Consider the following 23,271-nt stretch of genomic DNA (forward strand, 5'->3'; position numbering starts at 1 on the left):
CCTTGTTTTATCTCTGGTGTGTGGGTTGGGGGGCTCGGGGGGGGGGCGGGGGCCCTGGGGGGCGCGCGCCCCACCCGGCCCTCGGTGCCGTTCGCGTGCGGGTGGAGCCGTTACGCGCCGATCGCGTGCAGGCCGCCGTCGACGTGGACGATCTCGCCCGTCGTCTTCGGGAACCAGTCGGAGAGCAGCGCCACGACGCCACGGCCCGCCGGCTCGGGGTCGGCCAGGTTCCACTCCAGCGGGGAGCGGCTGTCCCAGACGGCGGCCAGCTCGCTGAAGCCCGGGATGGACTTGGCGGCCATCGAGCCGATCGGACCGGCCGAGATCAGGTTGCAGCGGATGTTCTGCTTGCCCAGGTCACGCGCCATGTAGCGGCTGGTGGCCTCCAGGGCGGCCTTGGCCGGGCCCATCCAGTCGTACTGCGGCCAGGCGTACTGCGCGTCGAAGGTGAGGCCGACGACGGCGCCGCCCTCGGTCATCAGCGGCAGCAGCGCCGTCGTCAGCGACTTCAGCGAGAAGGCGGAGACGTGCATGGCCGTGGCGACGGACTCGAACGGCGTGTTGAGGAAGTTGCCGCCGAGCGCGTCCTGCGGGGCGAAGCCGATCGAGTGCACGATGCCGTCGAGACGGTCGCCGAGCTGCTCGCGGACCTGGCCCTCCAGGCGCGCGAGGTGCTCGTCGTTGGAGACGTCGAGCTCCAGGACCTTGACGTTGTCGGGCTTGGGGAGCTTCTTGGCGATGCGCTCGGTCAGCGACGGCCGCGGCCAGGCGGTGAGGATGATCTCCGCACCCTGCTCCTGGGCCAGCTTCGCGGTGTGGAAGGCGATGGAGGACTCCATCAGCACACCGGTGATCAGGATGCGCTTGCCCTCGAGAATTCCGCTCATGGTGATCAGTGACCCATGCCCAATCCGCCGTCAACCGGGATGACGGCTCCAGTGATGTACGAGGCGTCGTCGGAGGCGAGGAACTTCACCGCGGCGGCGATCTCCTCCGGCTGCGCGTAGCGGCCCAGCGGTACCTGGGACACGATGCCCGCGCGCTGCTCGTCGGTGAGCACCGCGGTCATGTCGGTGTCGACGAAACCAGGGGCGACGACGTTGAAGGTGAGGTTGCGCGAGCCCAGCTCACGCGCGAGGGAGCGGGCGAAGCCGACGAGGCCGGCCTTGGAGGCGGCGTAGTTGGCCTGGCCCGCGGAGCCCAGCAGACCGACGACCGAGGAGATCAGGACGACGCGGCCCTTCTTGGCGCGCAGCATCCCACGGTTGGCCCGCTTGACGACCCGGAAGGTGCCGGTGAGGTTGGTGTCCAGGACGGACGTGAAGTCCTCCTCGGACATCCGCATGAGGAGCTGGTCCTTGGTCACGCCGGCGTTGGCCACGAGGACCTCGACCGGACCGTGCTTCTCCTCGATCTCCTTGTACGCCTGGTCGACCTGCTCGGAGTCGGTGATGTCGCACCTGACGGCCAGGAACCCGGCCTTCTCGAGCTCAGTGGGGTCGCCGGAGCGGTACGTGATCGCGACCTTGTCGCCGGCCTCGGCGAACGCGCGGGCGATGGCGAGGCCGATGCCCCGGTTTCCTCCGGTGACGAGAACCGAGCGGCTCAACGGATCACCCTTTCGATAGCGGTCTGGTAGCCGAAAACCTATCGGTATAGCTCCCGACATGAGGAATCGACCTCCGACAGTGGCGTACGGGTGTCACTGTCGGGTCCCTACAGCCAGGAGCCGGTACGGGGCGGCTCGCCGCTCGTCCCGGACGGGTCTCAGGAGGCCCGCAGGTCGGCCCTGGACAGCTCGGCGCACAGGTCGTCGAGCGTCCGGTCGTACAGCACGGAGCGGTGCGAAAGGACATTTCTGGCCATGACGAGGAGGCGCAGCAGCCGGGCGTCGTCCGGGGGCAGGGCGAGGGCCCCGCTGATGTGGGCCCCGAGCAGTTCCCCCACCTGAAGCTCCAGGAAGGCCCGCTCCGGGTCGGCGCCCGGATACGCCGGAGGCCGGTCGGCGTGATCGGCGACGACGGCGGCCACCGGACGGCCGAGGTGGCCGAGGGCCCGCGCGGCGAGGCGCTGCCGGGCCTCCTCGATCCACGGGTTCAGGACGCGCTGCTGGGCCTGGGAGACCAGCGCGGCGAGCCGGGCCCTCCCGTCGGCGGTGGGCACGGCCGCCGTGCCGTCGGCCGGGGCGGCCGGGTGCCAGACCGACACGTGGTGCCGCAGGCGGCCCTCCCAGGAGACGACGGCGCCCCGGGCCCATGCCTGGCGCAGCTCCGCCCCGGGCCGCGCGAGGGCGCCGATCCGGCGCAGCGGCGGGCACTCCCCCGGGGTAGGGCCGCCGGTCGCGGCGAGACAGCGCCCCAGCGTGCCGGCGAGGGTGTGCTGGGCGCCGTCCCACTCCAGGACCAGGAGCCGGGCGAGCTCCAGGTCGGGACCGCAGATCTCGACCACGGTCTCGGAGCGCACCGCGCCGCGGACACGGTCCGCGAGCGGGTCGCGCGCCCGGCCGGTGGCGCCGGGTCTGTGGTCGAGGACCGGCGCGATCGCGGTGGCCGTGTCGAGCCGGCCGAGCGCACCCCACCACCAGTGCACGGCCGTGTCGCCGAGGCCGTCGCGCAGCTCGTCCGGGAGCGGCTCCGGGAGGTCGCGGAGGCGGGCCACGACCAGCAGCCGGGGGCGTTCGGCCGGCGGCAGCCCGGCTTCCCTGACCGCGGCCGCGAGGGAGCGGAAGAGCCGTTCGACGGCGGCGCCCCGGGGCGGGGCGGGACCGGTCTCGGGGGCCGTGGCGGCGCCGGCCGGCCTGCCGCTTCCCGCGCCCGAGGGGGTACGCGCGCACGTGGCCGGGTCCGTGGCAGGACGCGCGCGCGTGGCCTGGTCCGGGTCCGTACGCGCGCGCGTGGCCTGGTCCGGGTCCGTGCGCGCACGGATGGCCGTACCCCCGTCCCCGTCCGTACGGGTGCCCGAGCCGTCGTCGTGTTCCCGCCAGGCCCGGATGCCGACGACCGGGCGTTGTTCGCGGGCGCGGGTGAGCAGGGCGGGGACGGCTTCGTCGGGGGTGACGGAGAGTCGGCCGCCGAGCCGGGCGGTGAGGCCGTGCGGGTCGTGGCGGGGTGCGCCGGGTTCACGGCGCGGGGCGGGCACACGGGGCGGGCGGCCGTCGAGGGTCCAGCCGAGGTCGAGGTCGAAGCCGTCGTCGGGGAGGTCGAGGTAGGGCAGTTCGTCGGTCTCCGTCCACCAGCCGTCGTCCGTCCCGGCCCGCGGCGGCGCCGGCGCGGGCCGCGGCCCGATCGCCCGTTCGGGGGCGGGGGCGGGCACGTCGACGTGGACCGGGGTGGGGGCGGGCACGTCGACGTGGACCGGGGCGGCGGCGAGGGCTTCCCGGTACAGGGCGTCCGCGAGTCCCGACTCCACCATCGCGTCGGTGACCAGCCAGAGGCAGTTCAGGCCGGCGGCGAGGTCGGACGTGACGTCGCGGAGCCGGGCGCGTACGCCGGGCAGGTCGGTCGGGTGCACGGCGGGCGCCGACCCCGCGCCGGGCGTCCGCGCCGGTGCCTCCGTCACGTCACTTCTCCCCGGCGGCCGCCGCCCGGGCCCGCACCGCGCGGTACGTGACCGGCTCCACCGCGAAGCCCTCGGCGGTCTCGTCGAGGACCCCGAGCTGTTCCAGGTGGTGCAGCCAGGCGTCGGTGTCGGCGTCGTCGAGCTCCACCGCCTCGCGCACGTCGTCGCGCGGCGCCCCCTGGCCCTCCTCCACGTAACCCGTCCAGGTGGCGAGGCGGTCGAGGTCCCGCGCGTCGAGCCCGGAGAGGCGCAGGTGCTCGGCGAGGTTGCGGGGGCCGTCGATGAGCGTCCGAATCCGCTCGACGGCGTTCTCGAGGGTCTGGCCGTGCACGGACACGTCCGCCACCGCGGCCTCCATCCACCGGGGCCAGCCGCCGGTGGCCGCGACCAGCCGGTCGCGGTCCTCGCGGGAGACGAAGGGGCATTCGGACCAGGCGCGCAGGGCGTCGGCGGTCCACCGCTCGGGGCGAAGCCACCGTACGGAGAGCTCGTCGTGGCCTTCGTCGGCGGCCAGTTCGGAGAGTGCGACGGCGTCGGCGACGACCACCACGGAGCGGTTCTCGTTGCCGCCGCTGCGCGGCTGGGTCTGGTGGAGGAGCCGGTCCGCGGCGGGGCCGGCGTGGACCTGCATGGAGCGGACGGCCTCGCGGAGCTCGGCGAGGGCGGCGGCGCGCAGGTCCGCGATGATCACGTGGGCCTTGCGGCCGCGGCTCTTGAGCAGGGCGGTGAGGTCCTCGCCGTGGGTGTACGGGACGACTTCGACGCCCCGGTTGACGGCGAAGGCGGTGACGGCCTGGCGGACCAGTTCGGGCCGGTGGAGGGCGGTGGTGCCGATCAGGCTGACGCCGGACTGGGCGCTCTCGTGGAGCTGTTCCTCGGTGAGCGGGCTGTAGGTCTGGACGTGCCGGGCGTCGCGGCCGAGGAGCCGCCGTGCGGCGTGCGGGTTGTAGTCGTACGGCAGGCCGAACTCGGTCTCGCGGAGTTCGAGTTCGAGCTCCTCGCGGGTGCCGAGCATGTTGACGACGTTGGGGCTGCGGACGGCGAAGCGGGAGCGGTCGCCGAGCTGGATGAGCAGGCCCAGGCCGACCATCTCGGTGAGGAAGATCTGGGCCTGCTTGGCGGTGAGCATCTCGAACCCCTCCGGCCACGCCTCGCGGGCCTCCTGGAGCAGTTCGCTCGCGGTGTAGTCGCCGCGGTAGGCGTCCTGGAGGCTGCGCAGGGCTATGACGAGGGCGAGGACCCGGTAGCGGTCCTCCAGGTTGATGGTGAAGCGCAGCCGTTCGGCGATCTGGCGGCGGACGGTCTCGGAGGCGGCGACCTTCTGGACGTCGTCCTCGGTGATCCGGACCGGCTCGCCGGAGACGGTGTACGGGCGGTCGTGCAGGACGCGGACCAGTTCGCGGCAGAAGATCTGCACCAGGTTGGCCTGGTAGTTGGTGATGGCGAGGATGCGCCAGACCAGTTCGGGGCGCTCGAAGAAGCAGCCGAGCGCGGCCATGGGTTCGGTGACGAGCCGGACGGCGGCCTGGGTGCCGAGCGGGCCGACGAGGACGTCGGGGCCGCCGTGGACGGTGGAGACGTTGGAGAGGTGCCCGAAGCGCTGGACCTGGTGCAGGCCCGCGAAGACGATCTTGAAGCGGCGTTCGGTCTGCTCCATGAGCCGCTGGAAGTGCATGACGTTGGGAAAGGTCGACTCGCTGCCGACGCGGAAGGCTCGGCGCGAGTCGGTGTTGAGGAAGGCGTCCGCCTCGTCGGCGAGGACCAGGATGCGCCGGGTGTCGTCCTGGTCGAGCCAGGCGCGGATGTTGCGCACGACGACGTCGGGGTTGGCCTGCTCGGACATCTTGTTGTTGAACACGCCCTTGCGCTTGAGGTCCTCGACCAGCCGGCTCCAGATCCGGTCGGGGGCCTCCGCGTGGCCGATCTCGGCCTTGAGCAGGTCGAGGTAGACGGCGACGTGGGCGTCGGCGCGGCTCGGGAAGATCTCGGCGACCCTGCGCAGCAGCGCGGACTTGCCGAGCTGGCGGCCGCCGTACAGGAACATGCCGCCCTCCCGGCCCATCACCTCCCGCATCTCCTCGTCGCGGCCGTAGAAGACCTCGGGCGGGACGAGCCCCGCCACGAACGGCGTGTACGGGTTGTACGCCGCCCAGGGCAGCGTCACGCGCTGGAGCGAGCGGAAGGAGCCGGGGGCGCGGGCCGTCATCCAGCCCATCACCGCCGAGTCGACGACCAGCGCCTGCTGGGCGAAGGAACGGGCGGACTCGGCGAGGCCCCGGCGCCCCTCCATGCCGAGCGGGTGCAGGTAGAGCACGATGTTGGCGCCGACGTCGGCGTCCTCCAGGTGGGCGAGCGGGCCGTCGGCCGGCTGCTCCTCCCAGACGAGCAGGACGGTGTACGAGGAGGCCCGCGAGCCCAGCGTCGCGACGTACCCGGCGCGTTCGGCGACCCGGGCCCGGACCTTGAAGCGGCGCATGCCCTGGCCGAGCGCCACCCGTTCGGCGACCACCTGGTTCGTGGCCAGTTCGAGGCCCAGGAGCCGCAGCACCCGGGAGAGGTGCTGCGGCAGGTCGCCGCGCCGGCCCCGCGGGGTGCACAGGGCGGCCCACGCCTCCAGGCCGTTGCCGGCCGCCGGGGTGAGCGAGGCCGACGGGTCGCCGTAGTGCCGCGCCCACCAGTCGGCCTCCGTGCCCTCCCCGCCGGCCTTCGGCGCGCCGGGCGCGGTCACCCCGGTGAGGAAGGCGGCGAGTTCCGAGCCGTCGTCGGCGGGCCGTTCCGGCAGCGGCGTGTGGCTGGTGGCGAGGGCGAGGAACTCCTGGGCGGTGACGGTGTCGCCCTCGTCGATGAGGCGGGCGATCCGGTCGTGGTCCCCGGCGGAGAGCGGCTGGTCGGGGCGGGACCGCAGCTGGGCGAGGTTCTCGCGGAGCTGGCGGGTGTAGTCCTCGACGAGGGTGACGAGCTCCGCCTCCAGGGTGCGCAGCGACTCCACGGCGAAGCGGTAGCGGCCCGCCTCCTCGCCGTCGGCGAACTCCTGGAGGCGGCCCACGAACTCCCGTTCCTGATCGGCCGCGAGCTGGTTGAGCGTCCGCATCTGGGCGAGCAGTCCGGCCGCCGCGCGATGGTGCTCGGCGACCGCGCGCCGCCACTCCTCGTGCCCCTGCGCGAGCCGCCGGGCGGCCGCCTCGCCCCATTCGGGGTCGGTGCAGCCGTACTCCTCCGGCCGGCTCTCCACCGCGGCGACCAGCGCCCTGGCGAGGTGCAGGTCGCCGTCGCCGAGGTACCGGGCGAGGGCGTACTCGGCGTCGGCGGGGGACAGCAGGGCGGCGATGCGGCGGGCCGCCCTGGGGTCGGCGAGGTCGGGGTCGCCCAGCGCGTCCCGGGGCAGGTCGGGCAGGCGGAGCAGGGCGTCGGCGGGCGGCACGGGGCCGCCGTCCTCCCGGAGCCGGTCGGCCGCGGTGTCCGCGTGCCGCAGGTGCTCGCCGGTCAGCCAGCCGCGCAGCAGCGCCAGGGCCGCGCCGCCGGTGCCGGCCGGCGCGGGCTCGTCGGAGACGTCGCGGAGCACCGAGGCGAGTTCCGGGATGCCACGGTCGCTGACGCCCTGGTGCGGCCGGGCGCCGGTGTGGGCGGCCTCGGCGCGCATGAGGAGCTCGCCGACCGACCGGCAGGCGGTGTGCAGCTGGCGGAGCGCGCCGGCGGTGATCGGCTCCTTCGCCTGCTTCGACGTACGGAACAGGGCGTCCGTGTCCTCGATGAGCCGGTCGATGTCCTCCGCCCGCCACAACTCCTCGCCCAGGGAGCGGAATCCGGGCGTGCCCGTGTACTGGGCCGGGCTCTGGCCCGACCACTCGATGACCTCGTTCAGGGCGTGCCGCACCGCCCCCGAGGGGCCGACGAGGTACTGCAGCACCTGCGACGCCCGCTGGTACTTCATCTTCCGGCGCGGGAGGTCGTCGAGCAGCTGCCGGGCCGTCAGACCGATCTCCTCACGGGTGGCGGCCTCCTGTCCCTCCACGCTGCCCTGGAGCATGCCGGGCTCGAAGGCGCGGCCGTCCCGCACGGCCGCCACCAGCACGTTCAGCAGGTGCTGCCACGCGCCGCTGAGCCCGGACGGCATCACGAACCCGCTGACCAGACCGTGCGGCCAGCGGGCGGTGAGCCCCGTGCGCAGGGCGGCCGCCAGGGCCACGAGGTGCGCCTCGCGGTCCTGCCCGGCGAGGGCCGGGTCGAGCTCGTGCGCCATCTGCACGGGGGTGGCCTCGCTGTCCGAGACACAGCCGAACGCCGCCGCGGCGAAGGCCAGCGTCCGCGCCCGCACGGCGCTCTCCCGCGAGGCCACGGTCATCCAGTACGCCTCGGCGACCCGCCCCTCCCGCAGCAGCCGCCCCACCGGCGGCTCGCTCCCCGTGTCCCAGGGCGCGTACGGCTCCCAGTCCGGCGTCTCGACCCCGGCGGGCCACGGCTCCTCCACCGGCGGCCCGGCCGCCGGCACGGCGACCCTGACCGCCCCGACCGCCCTGACCGTCTTCGCGGCGGCGGGCTCGGGTCCGGCCGCGGACGGCTCGGGACGGGCGGCGGCCTTGCCGCCGGGGGCCGCGGGCGCCGGGATCGGCAGGACCGCGGGGGCCGGCGCGGAGGGGGAGGCGGAGGCGGGAACCCGCACGGGTGCGGCGACGTGCAGGGACGCGGCGGCCGGCTCCGGCGGGGGCGCGGGGGCCGGGGCGGGCGTGGGCGCCGGGATCGGCGGGGGCGCGGGGGCCGGGGCGGGCGTGGAGACCCGTGCGGGCGCGGATATCGGCGCGGGCGCGGGCTCGGGGGCCGCGGACGGGGAGGCCGGTACGGGCGTCGCCGCCGGCGGAGAGGCAGACGCCGCCGGGGAAGCCGGTAGGGACGAGGGATCAGGCGCGGACGGAGAAGCCGGTACGGACGGAGAAGCCGGTACGGACGGAGAAGCCGGTACGGAGATCCCCGCCGAAGGGGAAGCCGTCACCGGTGGGGCGGGGGACGGCTGCGGCGCCGGGCCCGGTGCCGGAAGGGGTGCCGGGGACGGGGGCTCCACCACGCGGCGGACGGCCTCGATGGCGGAGGCGCCGACCCGGACGCGGTCGGCCGCGCGGCCCAGCGGAGCGGCCGAGTCGCCGGTGCCGTGCGCGGTACGCCCTGCGGGGGCGTCCGCCACGGGGGCACCCGGCACGGGGACACTCGACACGGCGGCGTCCGCCACCGTGGCGTTCGGCACCGTGGCGTCCGGCACCGTGGTGCCCGGCACCGTGACGTCCGGCACCGTAGTGCCCGGCACCGTGGCGTCCGGCACCGTGGTGCCCAGCACCGTGCCGTCCGGCACCGTAGTGCCCAGCACCGTGCCGTCGGGGAGAAGGGCGTCCGACACCGCCGCGTCCCGTACCGCCGCATCCCGCACCTCCGCGTCCCGCACGGCGGGGGCGGTCGCGCCGAGTTCGCGCAGTTGGGTCTCGGTGCGTTCGAGGTGGCGGCGGAGGTCGGCGGCCTCGTCCTCGTCGTCGGCCAGTTCCAGGAGTTCGGCGTATCCGCTCGCCTTGCGGCGCAGGGCGTCGCACTGTTCCGCCCGTGCGGCCCGAAGGCGCGTCAAGCCGGCCTCGGCGTCGTCGTATCCGAGGCCCGGCTCCCAGGTGAGGCCCTCGGCGGCGAGCGCCGCGGCCAGCCGCTCGCGCTCCCCCGTCCAGGCCGTGAGCGCGTCGGCGGGGGCGTCGGCGGGGAGCAGCCCGGCCTCGACGGCGTCCGCCGCAGCGCGCAGGACGGCGGCGAGCCGTTCGCCGGACCGCTTCAGGTCCGCGAGGGAGGAGGGAGGGTCCGCCGGGGATGCGGGCAGGGGCACGGGCACAGGGGCGGCATCCTCACGCTCGGGGGGCGTCGGCGGGGGCTCGTCGCGGGCGTCGGGGGCGGCAGGCTCCGGGGGGTCCGGGGCGGCGACGGCGTCGGGCGGGTCGAAGGCCGGGCCGATCTCGTACGCGTCCGGGGGCGGGCTGCTGTCCGCGGCCGCCTGTAACGCGGCCTCGTGCTGTCTCGCCAGCGGTCCCGCCGGCAGCCGGGCGGCCGTGCCGGGCACGAGCATCCCGTAGAGCGCGCACCGGGCGAGGGGCGACTCCAGGACGGTGAGCATGGCGAGGAGTTCGTCGAGGGTGGGGTCGGCGAGGGCGCGTTCGGAGAAGCCGTACTCCGTCCTCAGTGCCTTCGCGGCCCAGACGAGTCCGCAGGCGGCGATGCTCGTCAGCTGTCCCTGCTGTGCCTTGGCGAAGCGGACGCGGGCCGCGTGCAGTTCCTTGCGGGTCGGGGGTGTCCGGCGGGCGGGGCGGTCCGGGGCGTGGGCGTGTCTGTCGCCCCGTAAGCACGGGTGCCAGGTCAGCAGGGACCTGAGCGCGTCCTCGTCCAGCGACGACAGCCAGGACCTGACTTCGTTCACCCACCCGTGCATGGCGCAGATCATCTCATCCCACCAGCGGAGGGGCTATGCCAACGCTCTATTCCGATTCCCCAATGCCCGGTGCCCGATGGCCTGTTGGAGCGGGTTCCGCCAGGGGCGCACAGCAATGGGCCGACTCCGCCGTCCGTCCCGTGATTGACTTCCGGAACAGCTCAACCGCCGCCTTCCGATCACTGAGAGCGAGGCCGCTCGTGGTCCATCAGATCGACCCTTCGTTCGTCGCGCTGCCGTTGCGGGCGCTCGCCGACGCAGCGCTCGCCCGGGCGCGCGCGCTCGGTGCCGAGCACGCCGACTTCCGCCTGGAGCGGGTGCGCAGCGCCTCGTGGCGGCTGCGCGACGCCAAACCGTCCGGATCGTCGGACACCACGGACCTCGGCTACGCGGTGCGGGTGGTGCACGGCGGGGCCTGGGGGTTCGCGTCCGGGGTCGACCTGACCATGGACGGGGCCGCGCGGGTCGCCTCGCAGGCGGTCGCGATGGCCAAGCTGTCGGCGAAGGTGATCGCGGCGGCCGGCTCGGACGAGCGGGTGGAGCTGGCCGAGGAGCCGGTGCACGAGGAGCGCACCTGGGTCTCCTCGTACGAGATCGACCCCTTCTCCGTCCCCGCCGAGGAGAAGAGCGCGCTGCTCGCCGACTGGAGCACCCGGCTGCTGCGGGCGGACGGCGTGGCGCACGTGGACGCGTCGCTGCTGACCGTCCACGAGAACAAGTTCTACGCGGACACGTCGGGCACGGTCACCACCCAGCAGCGCGTCCGGCTGCACCCGCAGCTCACCGCGGTCGCCGTCGACGAGACGACCGGCGAGTTCGACTCGATGCGGACGATCGCCCCGCCGGTCGGGCGCGGCTGGGAGTACCTGACCGGTACCGGCTGGGACTGGGACAGGGAACTGGACGAGATCCCGGGTCTCCTCGCCGAGAAGATGCGGGCGCCGAGCGTCGAGGCGGGCCGGTACGACCTGGTCGTGGACCCGTCGAACCTCTGGCTGACGATCCACGAGTCCATCGGGCACGCCACCGAACTGGACCGGGCCCTCGGTTACGAGGCCGCCTACGCCGGCACCTCCTTCGCCACCTTCGACCAGCTGGGCAAGCTGGCGTACGGCTCCTCGATCATGAACGTGACGGGCGACCGGACCGCCGAGCACGGTCTCGCGACCATCGGCTACGACGACGAGGGCGTCCAGGCGCAGTCCTGGGACCTGGTGAAGGACGGCACGCTGGTCGGCTACCAGCTGGACCGCAGGATCGCGAAGCTCACCGGTCTCGGCCGCTCCAACGGCTGCGCCTTCGCGGACTCCCCCGCGCACGTGCCGGTACAGCGGATGGCGAACGTCTCCCTCCAGCCCGACCCGGGCGGCCTGTCGACCGAGGACCTGATCGGCGGGGTGGAGCGCGGCATCTACGTGGTCGGCGACCGGTCCTGGTCGATCGACATGCAGCGCTACAACTTCCAGTTCACCGGGCAGCGTTTCTTCCGCATCGAGAACGGCAAGCTCGCCGGTCAGCTGCGGGACGTGGCCTACCAGGCGACGACCACCGACTTCTGGGGCTCGATGGAGCAGGTCGGCGGCCCGCAGACGTACGTCCTCGGCGGCGCCTTCAACTGCGGCAAGGCCCAGCCGGGCCAGGTCGCCGCGGTCTCCCACGGCTGCCCCTCCGCCCTCTTCCGGGGCGTCAACATTCTGAACACGACGCAGGAGGCCGGGCGATGAGCCGCGTCAGCAAGCCGTACGAGATCGTCGAGCGGGCGCTGGAGCTGTCCCGTGCCGACGGGTGTGTCGTGATCGCCGACGAGGAGTCGTCGGCGAACCTGCGGTGGGCCGGGAACACGCTCACCACGAACGGTGTCACCCGGGGCCGTACGCTCACGGTGATCGCGACCGTGGACGGCGCGCAGGGCACCGCCTCCGGTGTCGTGTCCCGGTCCGCCGTGACCGCGGACGACCTGGAGCCGCTGGTGCGGGCCGCCGAGGCCGCCGCCCGCGCCGCCGGGCCCGCCGAGGACGCGCAGCCGCTGGTGGAGGGCGTGTCCGCGTCGCCCGACTTCACGGACGCGCCGGCGGAGACCACCTCCGCGGTCTTCGCCGACTTCGCGCCGGCGCTCGGCGAGGCGTTCGCCCGGGCCCGGGCCGGCGGGCGCGAGCTGTACGGGTTCGCCAACCACGAGCTGACCTCCACCTACCTGGGGACGTCCACGGGGCTGCGGCTGCGCCACGACCAGCCCAACGGGACGCTGGAGCTGAACGCCAAGTCGCCGGACCGCTCGCGGTCCGCCTGGGCCGGCCGGTCGACGCGGGACTTCAAGGACGTCGACCCGGCCGCGCTCGACGCCGAGCTGGCGACCCGCCTGGGCTGGGCCGAGCGGCGGATCGAGCTGCCCGCCGGGCGGTACGAGACGCTGCTGCCGCCGACGGCCGTGGCCGACCTGATGATCTACCAGCTGTGGTCCTCCACGGCCCGGGACGCGGTGGAGGGCCGGACGGTCTTCTCCAAGCCCGGCGGCGGAACCCGGCTCGGCGAGACGCTCTCCCCGCTGCCGCTGACGCTGCGCAGCGACCCGAACGAGCCGGGCCTGGAGTCCGCGCCGTTCGTGATCGCGCACTCCTCCGGCGACGACTCCTCCGTCTTCGACAACGGCCTGCCGGTCGGGCCGATCGACTGGATCAAGGACGGCGGCCTGGCGCACCTGATCACCACCCGGCACACGGCGGGACTTACTCGCTTGCCCGTGGCCCCCGGAGCGGGGAACCTGATCCTGGACGGCGGTGGCGAGCGCTCCCTGGAGGAGATGGTGGCCTCCACCGACCGGGGGCTGCTGCTGACCTGCCTCTGGTACATCCGCGAGGTCGACCCGGCGACGCTGCTGCTGACCGGTCTGACCCGGGACGGCGTCTACCTCGTCGAGAACGGCGAGGTGGTCGGCGAGGTGAACAACTTCCGGTTCAACGAGTCGCCGGTGGACCTGCTGTCGCGGGCCTCGGAGGCGGGCCGTACGGAGAAGACGCTGCCGCGCGAGTGGAGCGACTGGTTCACCCGGGCCGCGATGCCCGCCCTGCGGGTGCCGGACTTCAACATGAGCTCGGTCAGCAAGGGGGTCTGACCCGCCTAGACTGGGTCGTCGTAGCACTGACAACTTTCTGAGGAGACGGACGATCGTGACGGACATCGTCGACGAGCTGAAGTGGCGCGGGCTCTTCGCCCAGTCCACCGATGAGGACGCACTGCGCAAGGCTCTCGCGGACGGTCCCGTCACGTTCTATTGCGGTTTCGACCCGACCGCGGCCAGTCTCCACGTCGGCCACCTGGTCCAGGTGCTCACCGTGCGCCGGCTCCAGCAGGCCGGGCACCGGCCGCTGGCGCTGGTCGGCGGGGCCACCGGCCAGATCGGCGACCCGCGGCCGACGGCCGAGCGCACCCTGAACGACCCCGAGACGGTCGCCAACTGGGTGAACCGGCTCCGTTCGCAGATCGAGCCCTTCCTCTCCTTCGAGGGGGAGAACGCGGCGGTCATGGTGAACAACCTGGACTGGACCGCCGGCCTGTCGGCGATCGAGTTCCTGCGGGACATCGGCAAGCACTTCCGGGTCAACAAGATGCTGACCAAGGACTCCGTGGCCCGGCGCCTGGAGTCCGAGCAGGGCATCAGCTACACGGAGTTCAGCTACCAGCTGCTCCAGGGCATGGACTTCCTGGAGCTGTACCGCCGCTACGGCTGCACGCTCCAGCAGGGCGGGTCGGACCAGTGGGGCAACCTGGTGGCCGGGCTCGACCTGATCCACCGCCTGGAGCCGGGCGCGCAGGCGCACGCGCTGGCGACCCCGCTGATGGTGAAGGCCGACGGCACCAAGTTCGGCAAGACCGAGGGCGGGGCCGTCTGGCTGGACCCGGAGATGACCACGCCGTACGCGTTCTACCAGTTCTGGCTGAACGTGGACGACCGGGACATCTCGACGTACCTGCGGATCCTGTCCTTCAAGTCCCGCGAGGAGCTGGAGGAGCTGGAGGCGCAGACCGCCGAGCGGCCGCAGGCGCGCGCCGCCCAGCGGGCGCTGGCCGAGGAGCTCACCACGCTGGTGCACGGCGCGGACCAGTGCGCGGCCGTCATCAACGCCTCCAAGGCGCTGTTCGGCCAGGGCGAGCTGGCGGAGCTGGACGAGGCGACGCTGGCCGCCGCCCTGTCCGAGCTGCCGCACGCGCGCGTGACCGAGCTCGGCCAGGTCGTGGACCTGTTCACCGAGGTCGGCCTCGCGCCGAGCAAGTCGGGTGCGCGGCGCACGGTGAAGGAGGGCGGGGCCTACGTGAACAACGTGAAGGTCACCGCCGAGGACGCCGAGGTGTCGCCGGAGGAGCTGCTGCACGGCCGCTGGCTGGTGCTGCGGCGCGGCAAGAAGAACCTGGCGGCGATCGAGTTCGCTGGCGCGGCGGGCTGACCCGCCCGCTTCGCGCAACCGGAGGCCCGGTGCGGCACACCCCTGTGTGCCGCACACCGGGCCTCCGGTGTTTCCGTCCCGTGGGCCGGGGGTGTCGGGCCGGCCGGGCCGGACTAGGTGCGCTGTTTGGTGCCCTTCATCGACGCCCACAGCATGTCGCCCACTCCGACCACGGCGACGGCGCCGATCAGCTGGAGCAGGTGGCGGGTCCAGTCGATGCCCTTGGTGTCGTTGACCCCGATCCAGGTCGCGACCGCGTTGCCGAGCACGCTGCCGAGAATGCCGAACACGGTCGTCAGCCAGAGCGGGATCTGCTGCTTGCCCGGCAGGATCGCCTTCGCGATCAGGCCGAGGACGAATCCCACGATGATCGCCCACAACCAACTCATCGTCGCCTCCTTGTACGCATGTGCGCCCAGTTTCGGCCCATCGGTCATACGGCGCATGTCGGACAGCGCCGGACGTGCCCCGGCCTCGTCGCGGCACGGGGGCGGGCGTACGGTGGAGAGAGGTCCGGACCGGGGAGGGTCCGGCACGACCTGTGGGTGGTGGACGGCGATGCCGAAGCATGGCGGGACCGAGGTCTTCCGGATCACGGGAGCCCGGCAGGGGCTCGCCGACGACGTGCGGGGACGGCAGCGGCGCTACGTCATCTCGATGACGGTGCGAACGCTCTCCGTGATCGCCGCCGCGGTGCTGTGGAACGTGGAGCGGCACGTCGCGGTCGTCGCGCTGGCCCTGGGCATCCTGCTCCCCTATGTGGCCGTGGTGATCGCGAACGCGGGACGCGAGTCCACTCCGTCCCTTCCCTCCACCTTCGTCCCGACTCCGGAGCGGCCCGCGCTGGGTGGCAAGGAGGCCGCGGAGGACGCGGACACGGAACGTCCGCACGGCCGGAACTGATCACGGACAGTGGCCGGAAAGCTCAAGAAAAGCTCAGATCAATCATGAAGTTCCTGTGCACCACACCCCATGTGCCGTGACATACTTCCTACGCGCTCCGCATCCCCCGTCGGAGCGACGGACCGATGCCGGGCAGCTCCCCCCGTGGCTGCTCGGCATCGCCCTTGCTGGACAATGACCGGGTGAGTGAAGAGAAGCCGACCTGTTCCGCCAAGGGATGCCGCGCCGACGCCGTCTGGGTCCTCGCGTGGAACAACCCCAAGCTGCACACGCCCGAGCGGCGCAAGACCTGGCTCGCGTGCGAGGAGCACCGCGAGCACCTCTCCCAGTTCCTGGGCGTACGGGGCTTCCTGAAGGACGTCGTCCCGCTCGCGGAGTGGGAGTCCGAGTCCACGGAAACCCCCTAAACCACATCCGCGGAAACCCCCTGGGTCAGCCGCCGATCGCCGACATGGGCCGGTCGGGCTGGAGGAAGCTCGGGTCGTCGAGGCCCGAGCCGGCCTTCTTGCCCCACATCGCCCGCTTCCAGATCGCGGCGATCTCCGCGTCGGGCGCGTCCGAGCGGAGGGCGGCCCGCAGGTCGGTCTCCTCGGTGGCGAAGAGACAGGTGCGGACCTGGCCGTCGGCGGTGAGGCGGGTGCGGTCGCAGGCCCGGCAGAACGGACGGGTGACGGAGGCGATGACGCCGACCGTGTGCGGTCCGCCGTCCACGACCCAGCGCTCGGCGGGGGCCGAGCCGCGCTCGTCGGCGCCCTCGGCGGTCAGCGTGAAGCGGGTGCGCAGGGACTCCAGGATGTCACCGGCGGTGATCATTCCGTCGCGCTTCCAGCCGTGCTGGGCGTCGAGGGGCATCTGCTCGATGAAGCGGAGCTCGTACGCCTCCTCGATCGCCCAGGCGAGGAGGTCGGGCGCCTCGTCGGCGTTGAGTCCGGGCATCAGGACGGCGTTGACCTTGACCGGGGTGAGGCCGGCGTCCCGGGCGGCGGCCATGCCGTCGAGGACGTCCTGGTGGCGGTCACGGCGGGTGAGGGTCTTGAAGACGTCGGGGCGCAGGGTGTCCAGGGAGACGTTGACCCGGTCGAGCCCGGCCGCCTTGAGGGCGGTCGCGGTGCGCTTGAGTCCGATGCCGTTGGTGGTGAGGGACATCCGGGGGCGGGGCTCCAGGGCGGCGCAGCGCTCGACGATGCCGACGAGGCCGGGGCGGAGCAGCGGCTCGCCGCCGGTGAAGCGGACCTCGGTGACGCCGAGGTCGGTGACCGCGATCCGGACCAGCCGGACGATCTCGTCGTCGCTGAGCAGGTCGGGCTTGGCGAGCCACTGGAGGCCCTCTTCGGGCATGCAGTAGGTGCAGCGCAGGTTGCAGCGGTCGGTGAGCGAGACGCGCAGGTCGGTGGCCACCCTGCCGTAGGTGTCGATGAGCACTTGGGCCCCCTTCCCGTCGTGTGGATGCGTGTGCTCCGAGCCTACGTGAGCCCGGGGACGGTGAGCAGGGCAGATTGTCACGAGGACCGGTGCGGTCGCGTCGTAGAACTCTACGACGCGACCGTCCGTCGGAAGCGGAACGTATACGACTCAGTGCGCTCCGACGCCGGTGAGGGACTTGACCTCCAGTTCCGCGTACTTGCCCTTGTCCGGCTCCTCCTTGGAGAGGATCGAGCCGAGCCAGCCGAGCAGGAAGCCGAGCGGGATGGAGACGATGCCGGGGTTCTCCAGCGGGAACCAGTAGAAGTCGGCCGTCTTGAACATCGAGGTGGGCTTGCCGGAGACGACCGGCGAGAACAGCACGAGGACGACGGCGGAGATCAGACCGCCGTAGATCGACCAGAGCGCGCCCTGGGTGGTGAACCGCTTCCAGAAGAGCGAGTAGAGGATCGTCGGCAGGTTGGCGGAGGCGGCGACCGCGAAGGCGAGGGCGACCAGGCCGGCGACGTTGAGGTCGCGGGCGAGGGCGCCGAGCGCGATGGAGACGATGCCGATGAGGACGGTCGCCCAGCGGGCGGCCCGCATCTCCTCCTTCTCGGTGGCCTTCCCTCGCCGGATCACGTTGGCGTAGATGTCGTGCGCGAAGGACGACGAGGAGGCCAGGGTCAGTCCGGCGACGACGGCGAGGATGGTCGCGAAGGCGACGGCGGAGATGACGGCGAGGAGGATCGCGCCGCCGGTGGAGCCGGCTCCGCCGCCGATCTCCAGGGCGGCGAGCGGTGCGGCCGTGTTGCCCGCCTTGTTGGAGGCGACGATGTCGGTGTTCTTGAGCAGGGCGGCGGCGCCGAAGCCGAGGACGATCGTCATCAGGTAGAAGGCGCCGATGATGCCGATGGCCCAGTTGACCGACTTACGGGCGGCCTTGGCGGTCGGCACCGTGTAGAAGCGGATCAGGATGTGGGGCAGGCCGGCCGTGCCGAGGACGAGCGCGATGCCGAGGGAGAGGAAGTCCAGCTTCGAGATGCCGGTGGCGCCGTACTTGAGGCCGGGCTGGAGGAAGGCGTCGCCCTTGCCGCTGTTGGTGGCGGCCGCGCCGAGCAGCTCGGAGATGTTGAAGTGGAACTTGAGGAGGATGAGGAAGGTGATCAGGAGGGTGCCCGCGATGAGCAGGACCGCCTTGACCATCTGCACCCAGGTGGTGCCCTTCATGCCGCCGATGGTCACGTACACGATCATCAGGAGGCCGACGAGCGCCACGATCGCGATCTTGCCGCCGTCGCTGGTGATGCCGAGCAGGAGCGAGACGAGGACGCCGGCGCCCGCCATCTGCGCGAGCAGGTAGAAGATCGAGACGACGATCGTCGAGGTGCCGGCGGCGGTGCGGACGGGCCGCTGGCGCATCCGGTAGGCGAGGACGTCGCCCATGGTGAACCGGCCGGAGTTGCGCAGCGGTTCGGCGACCAGGAGGAGGGCGACGAGCCAGGCGACGAGGAAGCCGATCGAGTACAGGAAGCCGTCGTAGCCGAAGAGGGCGATGGCTCCGGCGATGCCGAGGAAGGACGCGGCGGACATGTAGTCGCCGGAGATCGCGAGGCCGTTCTGGAAGCCGGTGAACTGGCGTCCGCCGGCGTAGAAGTCGGCGGCGCTGCGCGTCTGGCGGCCGGCCCAGACGGTGATGACCAGGGTGGCGATGACGAAGGCGCCGAACAGGGCGATGATCAGCGGCCGGTGCTCGGTGGTGGCGCTGTCCGCCGCGAGCAGGACGGGGGTGCTCATGCGTCGCCCTCCATTCGGGTTCTGATGGCCTCGGCCTTGGGGTCGAGCCGGTTCGCCGCGTGGCGCGAGTAGAGCCAGGCGATGAGGAAGGTGGTGAGGAACTGGCCGAGGCCGAGGACGAGCGCCACGTTGATGTTGCCGAAGAGCTTGATCCCCATGAAGTCGCCCGCGTAGTTGGAGAGCAGCACGTACAGCAGGTACCAGGCGATGAAGGCGACGGTCAGGGGGAAGGCGAAGGAGCGGTACGTACGGCGCAGTTCGCCGAACTCCGCGCCTTCCTGCACCTCGACGAACTGCTCCGTCGTGGGCGACGCGGGACCGTGGTCGGTCTCCGTCCCGTTCCTGGGCGGCGGCGGTGCTTCGGTAGCCACGGAATCTCCTCGTGACGCGGGGGCGGACGGCATGGTCAAGGGGGCCTCACCGGGGGGGTGCGGGAACGGGACTCCGGTCGGAGCTCCTCCCCTGACCAACGGCACGGAGCCGGAAGCGAAGCGGTTCACGCGGGGGATTTCCTTGAACAGATCTTCATGAAGTCTTCTCAACTCATTGAAGGTTCGGGAAGATCAGCGATAGCTTCACTCGTCATGCACCTGTTCACGCGCAAACCCGCGCGCGGACAGTACATACGGATGATGTGGAGAACCCATGGCTCATCTGGGATCGAGGCGCGGCCGAGCTCTCGCTCTGCCGGTTGGTCTCGCGCTCACGGCCTCGCTCGGCTTCCTTGCCCCCGGCGCCGCCTCCGCCGCGGAACTGAGCGACGCACCGGCCACGGTGGCGACGAACGGCCCGAAGCTGTCGTACGTCGTCAACGTCGAGGGTGGCCGCTGGACCGCCGCCTCGGTGAAGAAGGCGATCGCCGCCGCGGGCGGCGAGGTGGTCGTCTCGTACGACCAGATAGGCGTGATAGTCGTCCACTCGCAGAACCCCGAGTTCGCGAAGACGATCCGCACGGCGCGCGGTGTGGTGTCGGCGGGTGCGACCCGTAACGCCCCGCTCTCCGTCCAGTCCGACGACTCCGTCGACGAGGGCGCCCAGACGCTGACCGCGGCCGAGGCCGCGGCCGCCGCCGCCAACGCGACGGACGAGCAGGACCCGCTGGAGCCCCTGCAGTGGGACCTCCCGGCGATCAAGGCCGACAAGGCCCACCAGAAGACGCTCGGCAGCAAGCGCGTCACCGTCGGTGTGATCGACACGGGTGTCGACGACACCCACCCGGACCTGGCGCCGAACTTCGACGCCGCCGCGTCCGCCAACTGCGTGTCCGGCAAGCCGGACACGACCGCCGGATCGTGGCGCCCCAACCCGGGCGAGAGCGACCACGGCACGCATGTCGCCGGCACCATCGCGGCCGCCAAGAACGGCATCGGCATCACCGGTGTCGCCCCGGGCGTCAAGGTCTCCGGCATCAAGGTGTCCACCCCGGACGGCTTCTTCTACACCGAAGCCGTGGTCTGCGGCTTCGTGTGGGCGGCCGAGCACGGCGTCGACATCACGAACAACAGCTACTACACCGACCCGTGGATGTTCGCCTGCAAGAACGACGAGGACCAGAAGGCCCTCATCGAGGCGGTCACCCGCGCGACCCGCTACGCGGAGCGCCGGGGCACGGTCAACGTGGCGGCGTCCGGCAACTCGAAGTTCGACCTGGCGGCCGACTCGATCCTGGACAACAGCAGCCCGAACGACGGCACGCCGGGCGACCGGGTCATCGACCCGAAGGAGTGCTTCGACTACCCGGCCATGCTGCCGGGCGTCGTGACGGTCTCCGCGACCGGCGCCAAGGGCCTCAAGGCGTCCTACTCCAACTACGGTCTCGGCGTGATCGACATCGCCGCCCCCGGCGGTGACCGCACCGAGTACCAGACCCCGGACGCCCCGGCGGTCAACGGCCGCATCCTGTCGACCACGGTCAACGGCGGCTACAACTACAAGGCCGGCACGTCGATGGCCTCGCCGCACGTGGCGGGTGTCCTGGCGCTCATCAAGTCGACGCACCCCTACGCGAGCCCGGCGGCGCTGAAGGCGCTGCTGTACGCGCAGGCCGACAAGCGCGCCTGCACCAACCCGTACGACATCGAGGGCGACGGCAAGATCGACGCCGTCTGCGAGGGTGGCAAGAACAAGAACGGCTTCTACGGAGCCGGTCTGATCGACGCGCTCGACGCCGTCCGCTGGTAGTCGCGGAAGTCCGTTGAGCGGAGGGCCCTGGTGTGGTGCGCCACACCAGGGCCCTTCGTCATGACACCCAGTGCCATAGTGCGGTCATGGACAACACAGTGCGTTCGGGTACGGAGTTGCTCTGGTCGGCTCTCGACGGCGATCCCGCCCTGGTCGACCGCGTGGTGTACGGCGGGACCTCGGGGCTGCTGCCCGCGCGGCTGCCGGTGATGGACCTCGCGCGGGCGACGGTGGCGGCCTGCTCGCTCGCCGCCGCGGAGCGGGCCGGGGTCCCGGGGCCGGTGCGGGTGGACGACGGGGCCGTCGCCACCGCCTTCGTGAGCGAGCGTCATCTGCGGGTCGACGGGCGGGCGCCGGTGAACTTCGCGCCCCTGTCCCGGTTCTGGCGGGCGGCGGACGGCTGGGTGCGCACCCATGCCAACTACCCGCACCACCGGGCGGCGTTGCTGGCGGCGCTCGGCGTGGCCGACTCGGTCGGGGCCGACTCGGTCGAGGCCGTCGCGGCGGCGGTCGCCGAGCGGAAGGCCGTCGAGGTCGAGACGGCGGTGTACGCGGCCGGCGGCCTGGCCGTCGCCCTGCGCACGCCCGACGCGTGGGCGGCGAGCGAGCAGGGCCGGGAGGTGGCGGCGCGGCCGCTGCTGACCCGGGAGCGGCTCGACGAGGCCCCGCCCCGGCGCCGCACGGGACCGCTGCGGGTCCTGGACCTGACCCGGGTGATCGCCGGCCCGGTCGCCACCCGGACCCTGGCGCTGCTCGGCGCGGACGTGCTCCGGATCGACCCGCCGGGCAACCCCGAGCTGCCCGACCAGCACGCGGAGACGGCCGTCGGCAAGCGGACGGCGGCGCTCGATCTGGAGCGCCCCTCCGACCGGCGCGCCTTCGGCGAACTCCTCGACTCGGCCGACGTGCTGGTCACCGGCTACCGGCCCGGTGCGCTCGACCGCTTCGACCTCCACCGGCCGGGACTCGTGGTGGCCCGGCTGTCCGCCTGGGGCGACTACGGGCCCTGGGGCGAGCGACGCGGCTTCGACTCCCTGGTGCAGGTGGCGACGGGCATCGCCGCCACCGAGGGCTCGGCCGAGGAGCCGGGTGCGCTCCCCGCGCAGGCCCTGGACCACGGCACCGGCTACCTCCTCGCGGCGGCCGTCCTGCGCTCGCTGACCGAGCAGGACCGCGACGGCGGCACGCGGCTCGTCCGCCTGGCCCTCGCCCAGACCGGCCACTGGCTGACCGGGACGCTGCCGCGGTACGAACCGGAGCGGTACCTCGCGGAGTCGGAGGGGCCGTTGGGGCGGCTGCGGTACGCGCTGTCGCCGATCGCGTACGAGGGCGGCCCGGCGGGCTGGTCGCGCCCGCCGGGCGTCGCGGGGACGGACGCGCCGGAGTGGCTCGGGGCCTGACGGCCCGGGAAGGGGCTGTGCCCACCCGTTCCGCCGGGCGGGACAGGTGGGCACGGGGATGACGACGGCCGGGCGGGCCGCCGCTACGGCTTGACCAGGACCTTGAGGGCCGTGCGCTCGTCCATGGCCTTGTAGCCGCCGGGGACCCCGTCGAGGCCGACGGTGAGGTCGAAGACCGGGGACGGGTCGATGGTGCCGTCGAGGACGTCCGGGAGCAGCTCCGGGATGTACGCGCGGACCGGGGCGACACCGCCGCGCAGTGCGATGTTCCGGTCGAACATGACGGAGAGGTCGAGGCCCGTACCGCTGCCGTGCGGGACGCCGACGTAGCCGATGGAGCCGCCGTCGCGGGCGATGGCGACGGCGGTGCGCATGGACTGCTCGGTGCCGACGGCCTCGATGACACCGTGGGCGCCCTGGCCGCCGGTGAGCTCGCGGACGGCGGCCTCGGCGGCCTCGCCGCGCTCGGCGACGACGTCGGTGGCGCCGAAGAGGCGGGCGATGTCGGTGCGGACGGTGTGCCGGCCGAGGGCGATGATCCGCTCGGCGCCGAGGCGCTTGGCCGCGAGGACGCCGCAGAGACCGACGGCGCCGTCACCGACGACGGCGACGGTGGAGCCGGGCTTCACCCCCGCGCCGAGGGCGGCGTGGTGGCCGGTGCCCATGACGTCGGAGAGGGCGAGCAGCGCGGTGAGCAGCCGGTCGTCGGAGGCGGCCTCGACGGGGAGCTTGACGAGGGTGCCGTCGGCGAAGGGGACCCGGACGGCCTCGCCCTGGCCGCCGTCGGAGCCGACCGAGCCCCAGAAGCCGCCGCGCGGGCAGGAGGTCTGGAGGCCCTCGGCGCAGTAGTCGCAGGTGCCGTCGGACCAGACGAAGGGGGCGACGACGAGGTCGCCGGCGGTGAAGCCGGTGACGGCGGAGCCGGCCGCCTCGACGATGCCGAGGAACTCGTGGCCGATGCGCTGGCCGGGCTGGCGGGCGGATTCGCCGCGGTAGGCCCACAGGTCGCTGCCGCAGATGCAGGCGCGCAGGACCCGCAGGACGACGTCCGTGGGGTCCTGGATCACCGGGTCGGGCACGTCCTCCACGCGCATGTCGAACGGGGCGTGGATGGTGGTGGCGCGCATGGGGGGCGGTCCTT

At 72.9% G+C, this 23,271-nt stretch carries 16 protein-coding genes; 7 read left to right on the plus strand and 9 right to left on the minus strand.

All coding sequences use genetic code 11. The features are described 5' to 3' along the window. Positions 1–110: 110 nt before the first annotated feature. From fabI to ACFVZH_RS32655, 4 genes are all read right to left on the minus strand, one after another. The gene (fabI, locus tag ACFVZH_RS32640; RefSeq protein WP_384903054.1) at positions 111–887 is read right to left on the minus strand and encodes an enoyl-ACP reductase FabI; all 777 of its coding nucleotides are present in this window, start codon (positions 885–887) and stop codon (positions 111–113) included. A gap of 5 nt (positions 888–892) precedes the next feature. After that, the gene (fabG, locus tag ACFVZH_RS32645) at positions 893–1,609 is read right to left on the minus strand and encodes a 3-oxoacyl-[acyl-carrier-protein] reductase (protein ID WP_384903056.1); all 717 of its coding nucleotides are present in this window, start codon (positions 1,607–1,609) and stop codon (positions 893–895) included. A 158-nt stretch (positions 1,610–1,767) separates the two neighbouring features. Then, positions 1,768–3,558, minus strand: coding sequence for a hypothetical protein (locus tag ACFVZH_RS32650; RefSeq protein WP_384903057.1), 1,791 nt, complete (start codon positions 3,556–3,558; stop codon positions 1,768–1,770). Position 3,559: 1 nt separating this feature from the next. Next, entirely contained in the window at positions 3,560–9,994 is a 6,435-nt protein-coding gene (locus ACFVZH_RS32655; protein WP_384903059.1) for a hypothetical protein, read from the minus strand. A 212-nt stretch (positions 9,995–10,206) separates the two neighbouring features. Between ACFVZH_RS32655 and ACFVZH_RS32660 the strand changes: the two genes are divergently transcribed. Genes ACFVZH_RS32660 through tyrS form a run of 3 tightly spaced genes read left to right on the plus strand, consistent with a single transcriptional unit; the run spans position 10,207 to position 14,448 of the window. Further along, the gene (locus ACFVZH_RS32660) at positions 10,207–11,730 is read left to right on the plus strand and encodes a TldD/PmbA family protein (protein WP_384903061.1); all 1,524 of its coding nucleotides are present in this window, start codon (positions 10,207–10,209) and stop codon (positions 11,728–11,730) included. Next, complete coding sequence (locus tag ACFVZH_RS32665) at positions 11,727–13,118, plus strand: metallopeptidase TldD-related protein (RefSeq protein WP_384903062.1); 1,392 nt, start codon at positions 11,727–11,729, stop codon at positions 13,116–13,118. The genes ACFVZH_RS32660 and ACFVZH_RS32665 overlap by 4 nt, the downstream gene beginning before the upstream one ends. Before the next feature lie 55 nt (positions 13,119–13,173). Continuing rightward, positions 13,174–14,448, plus strand: a complete 1,275-nt coding sequence (gene tyrS, locus ACFVZH_RS32670; RefSeq protein WP_384903064.1) for a tyrosine--tRNA ligase — start codon at positions 13,174–13,176, stop codon at positions 14,446–14,448. 113 nt (positions 14,449–14,561) lie between these two features. Here the strand turns inward: tyrS and ACFVZH_RS32675 are convergent, their stop codons facing one another. Then, complete coding sequence (locus ACFVZH_RS32675; protein WP_384903066.1) at positions 14,562–14,837, minus strand: GlsB/YeaQ/YmgE family stress response membrane protein; 276 nt, start codon at positions 14,835–14,837, stop codon at positions 14,562–14,564. A gap of 169 nt (positions 14,838–15,006) precedes the next feature. Between ACFVZH_RS32675 and ACFVZH_RS32680 the strand changes: the two genes are divergently transcribed. After that, on the plus strand, positions 15,007–15,351 hold the full coding sequence (locus ACFVZH_RS32680; protein WP_384903068.1) for a DUF3099 domain-containing protein: 345 nt from the start codon (positions 15,007–15,009) through the stop codon (positions 15,349–15,351). A gap of 182 nt (positions 15,352–15,533) precedes the next feature. After that, on the plus strand, positions 15,534–15,758 hold the full coding sequence (locus tag ACFVZH_RS32685) for a hypothetical protein (RefSeq protein ID WP_384903070.1): 225 nt from the start codon (positions 15,534–15,536) through the stop codon (positions 15,756–15,758). A gap of 25 nt (positions 15,759–15,783) precedes the next feature. Here ACFVZH_RS32685 and moaA read toward each other — a convergent pair whose 3' ends face one another. The 3 genes from moaA to ACFVZH_RS32700 form a co-directional block, all read right to left on the minus strand. After that, a complete protein-coding gene (moaA, locus tag ACFVZH_RS32690) occupies positions 15,784–16,773 on the minus strand; it encodes a GTP 3',8-cyclase MoaA (RefSeq protein ID WP_384903071.1) in 990 nt (329 codons plus the stop codon). A 150-nt stretch (positions 16,774–16,923) separates the two neighbouring features. Further along, positions 16,924–18,549, minus strand: a complete 1,626-nt coding sequence (locus tag ACFVZH_RS32695; protein WP_384903072.1) for a cation acetate symporter — start codon at positions 18,547–18,549, stop codon at positions 16,924–16,926. Further along, positions 18,546–18,920, minus strand: a complete 375-nt coding sequence (locus tag ACFVZH_RS32700) for a DUF485 domain-containing protein (protein WP_384903074.1) — start codon at positions 18,918–18,920, stop codon at positions 18,546–18,548. The genes ACFVZH_RS32695 and ACFVZH_RS32700 overlap by 4 nt, the downstream gene beginning before the upstream one ends. Before the next feature lie 274 nt (positions 18,921–19,194). Between ACFVZH_RS32700 and ACFVZH_RS32705 the strand changes: the two genes are divergently transcribed. Together ACFVZH_RS32705 and ACFVZH_RS32710 are read left to right on the plus strand one after the other, a co-directional pair. Further along, a complete protein-coding gene (locus tag ACFVZH_RS32705) occupies positions 19,195–20,730 on the plus strand; it encodes a S8 family serine peptidase (RefSeq protein WP_384903076.1) in 1,536 nt (511 codons plus the stop codon). An 86-nt stretch (positions 20,731–20,816) separates the two neighbouring features. Next, complete coding sequence (locus ACFVZH_RS32710; RefSeq protein ID WP_384903078.1) at positions 20,817–22,130, plus strand: CoA transferase; 1,314 nt, start codon at positions 20,817–20,819, stop codon at positions 22,128–22,130. 83 nt (positions 22,131–22,213) lie between these two features. Here the strand turns inward: ACFVZH_RS32710 and ACFVZH_RS32715 are convergent, their stop codons facing one another. Then, on the minus strand, positions 22,214–23,257 hold the full coding sequence (locus tag ACFVZH_RS32715; RefSeq protein ID WP_384903080.1) for a zinc-dependent alcohol dehydrogenase family protein: 1,044 nt from the start codon (positions 23,255–23,257) through the stop codon (positions 22,214–22,216). Between the last annotated feature and the right edge of the window lie 14 nt (positions 23,258–23,271).

The sequence above is a fragment of the Streptomyces sp. NPDC059534 genome, assembly GCF_042743475.1.
In the GTDB taxonomy this organism is placed as follows: domain Bacteria; phylum Actinomycetota; class Actinomycetes; order Streptomycetales; family Streptomycetaceae; genus Streptomyces.

Excerpts from the sequence above, each read along its gene's own strand:
- ACFVZH_RS32705 (WP_384903076.1), top strand. The coding sequence starts at position 19,195 with ATGGCTCATCTGGGATCGAGGCGCGGCCGAGCTCTCGCTCTGCCGGTT.
- ACFVZH_RS32715 (WP_384903080.1), bottom strand. The coding sequence starts at position 23,257 with ATGCGCGCCACCACCATCCACGCCCCGTTCGACATGCGCGTGGAGGAC.
- ACFVZH_RS32665 (WP_384903062.1), top strand. The coding sequence starts at position 11,727 with ATGAGCCGCGTCAGCAAGCCGTACGAGATCGTCGAGCGGGCGCTGGAG.
- ACFVZH_RS32695 (WP_384903072.1), bottom strand. The coding sequence starts at position 18,549 with ATGAGCACCCCCGTCCTGCTCGCGGCGGACAGCGCCACCACCGAGCAC.
- fabI (WP_384903054.1), bottom strand. The coding sequence starts at position 887 with ATGAGCGGAATTCTCGAGGGCAAGCGCATCCTGATCACCGGTGTGCTG.
- ACFVZH_RS32710 (WP_384903078.1), top strand. The coding sequence starts at position 20,817 with ATGGACAACACAGTGCGTTCGGGTACGGAGTTGCTCTGGTCGGCTCTC.
- ACFVZH_RS32675 (WP_384903066.1), bottom strand. The coding sequence starts at position 14,837 with ATGAGTTGGTTGTGGGCGATCATCGTGGGATTCGTCCTCGGCCTGATC.
- ACFVZH_RS32680 (WP_384903068.1), top strand. The coding sequence starts at position 15,007 with ATGCCGAAGCATGGCGGGACCGAGGTCTTCCGGATCACGGGAGCCCGG.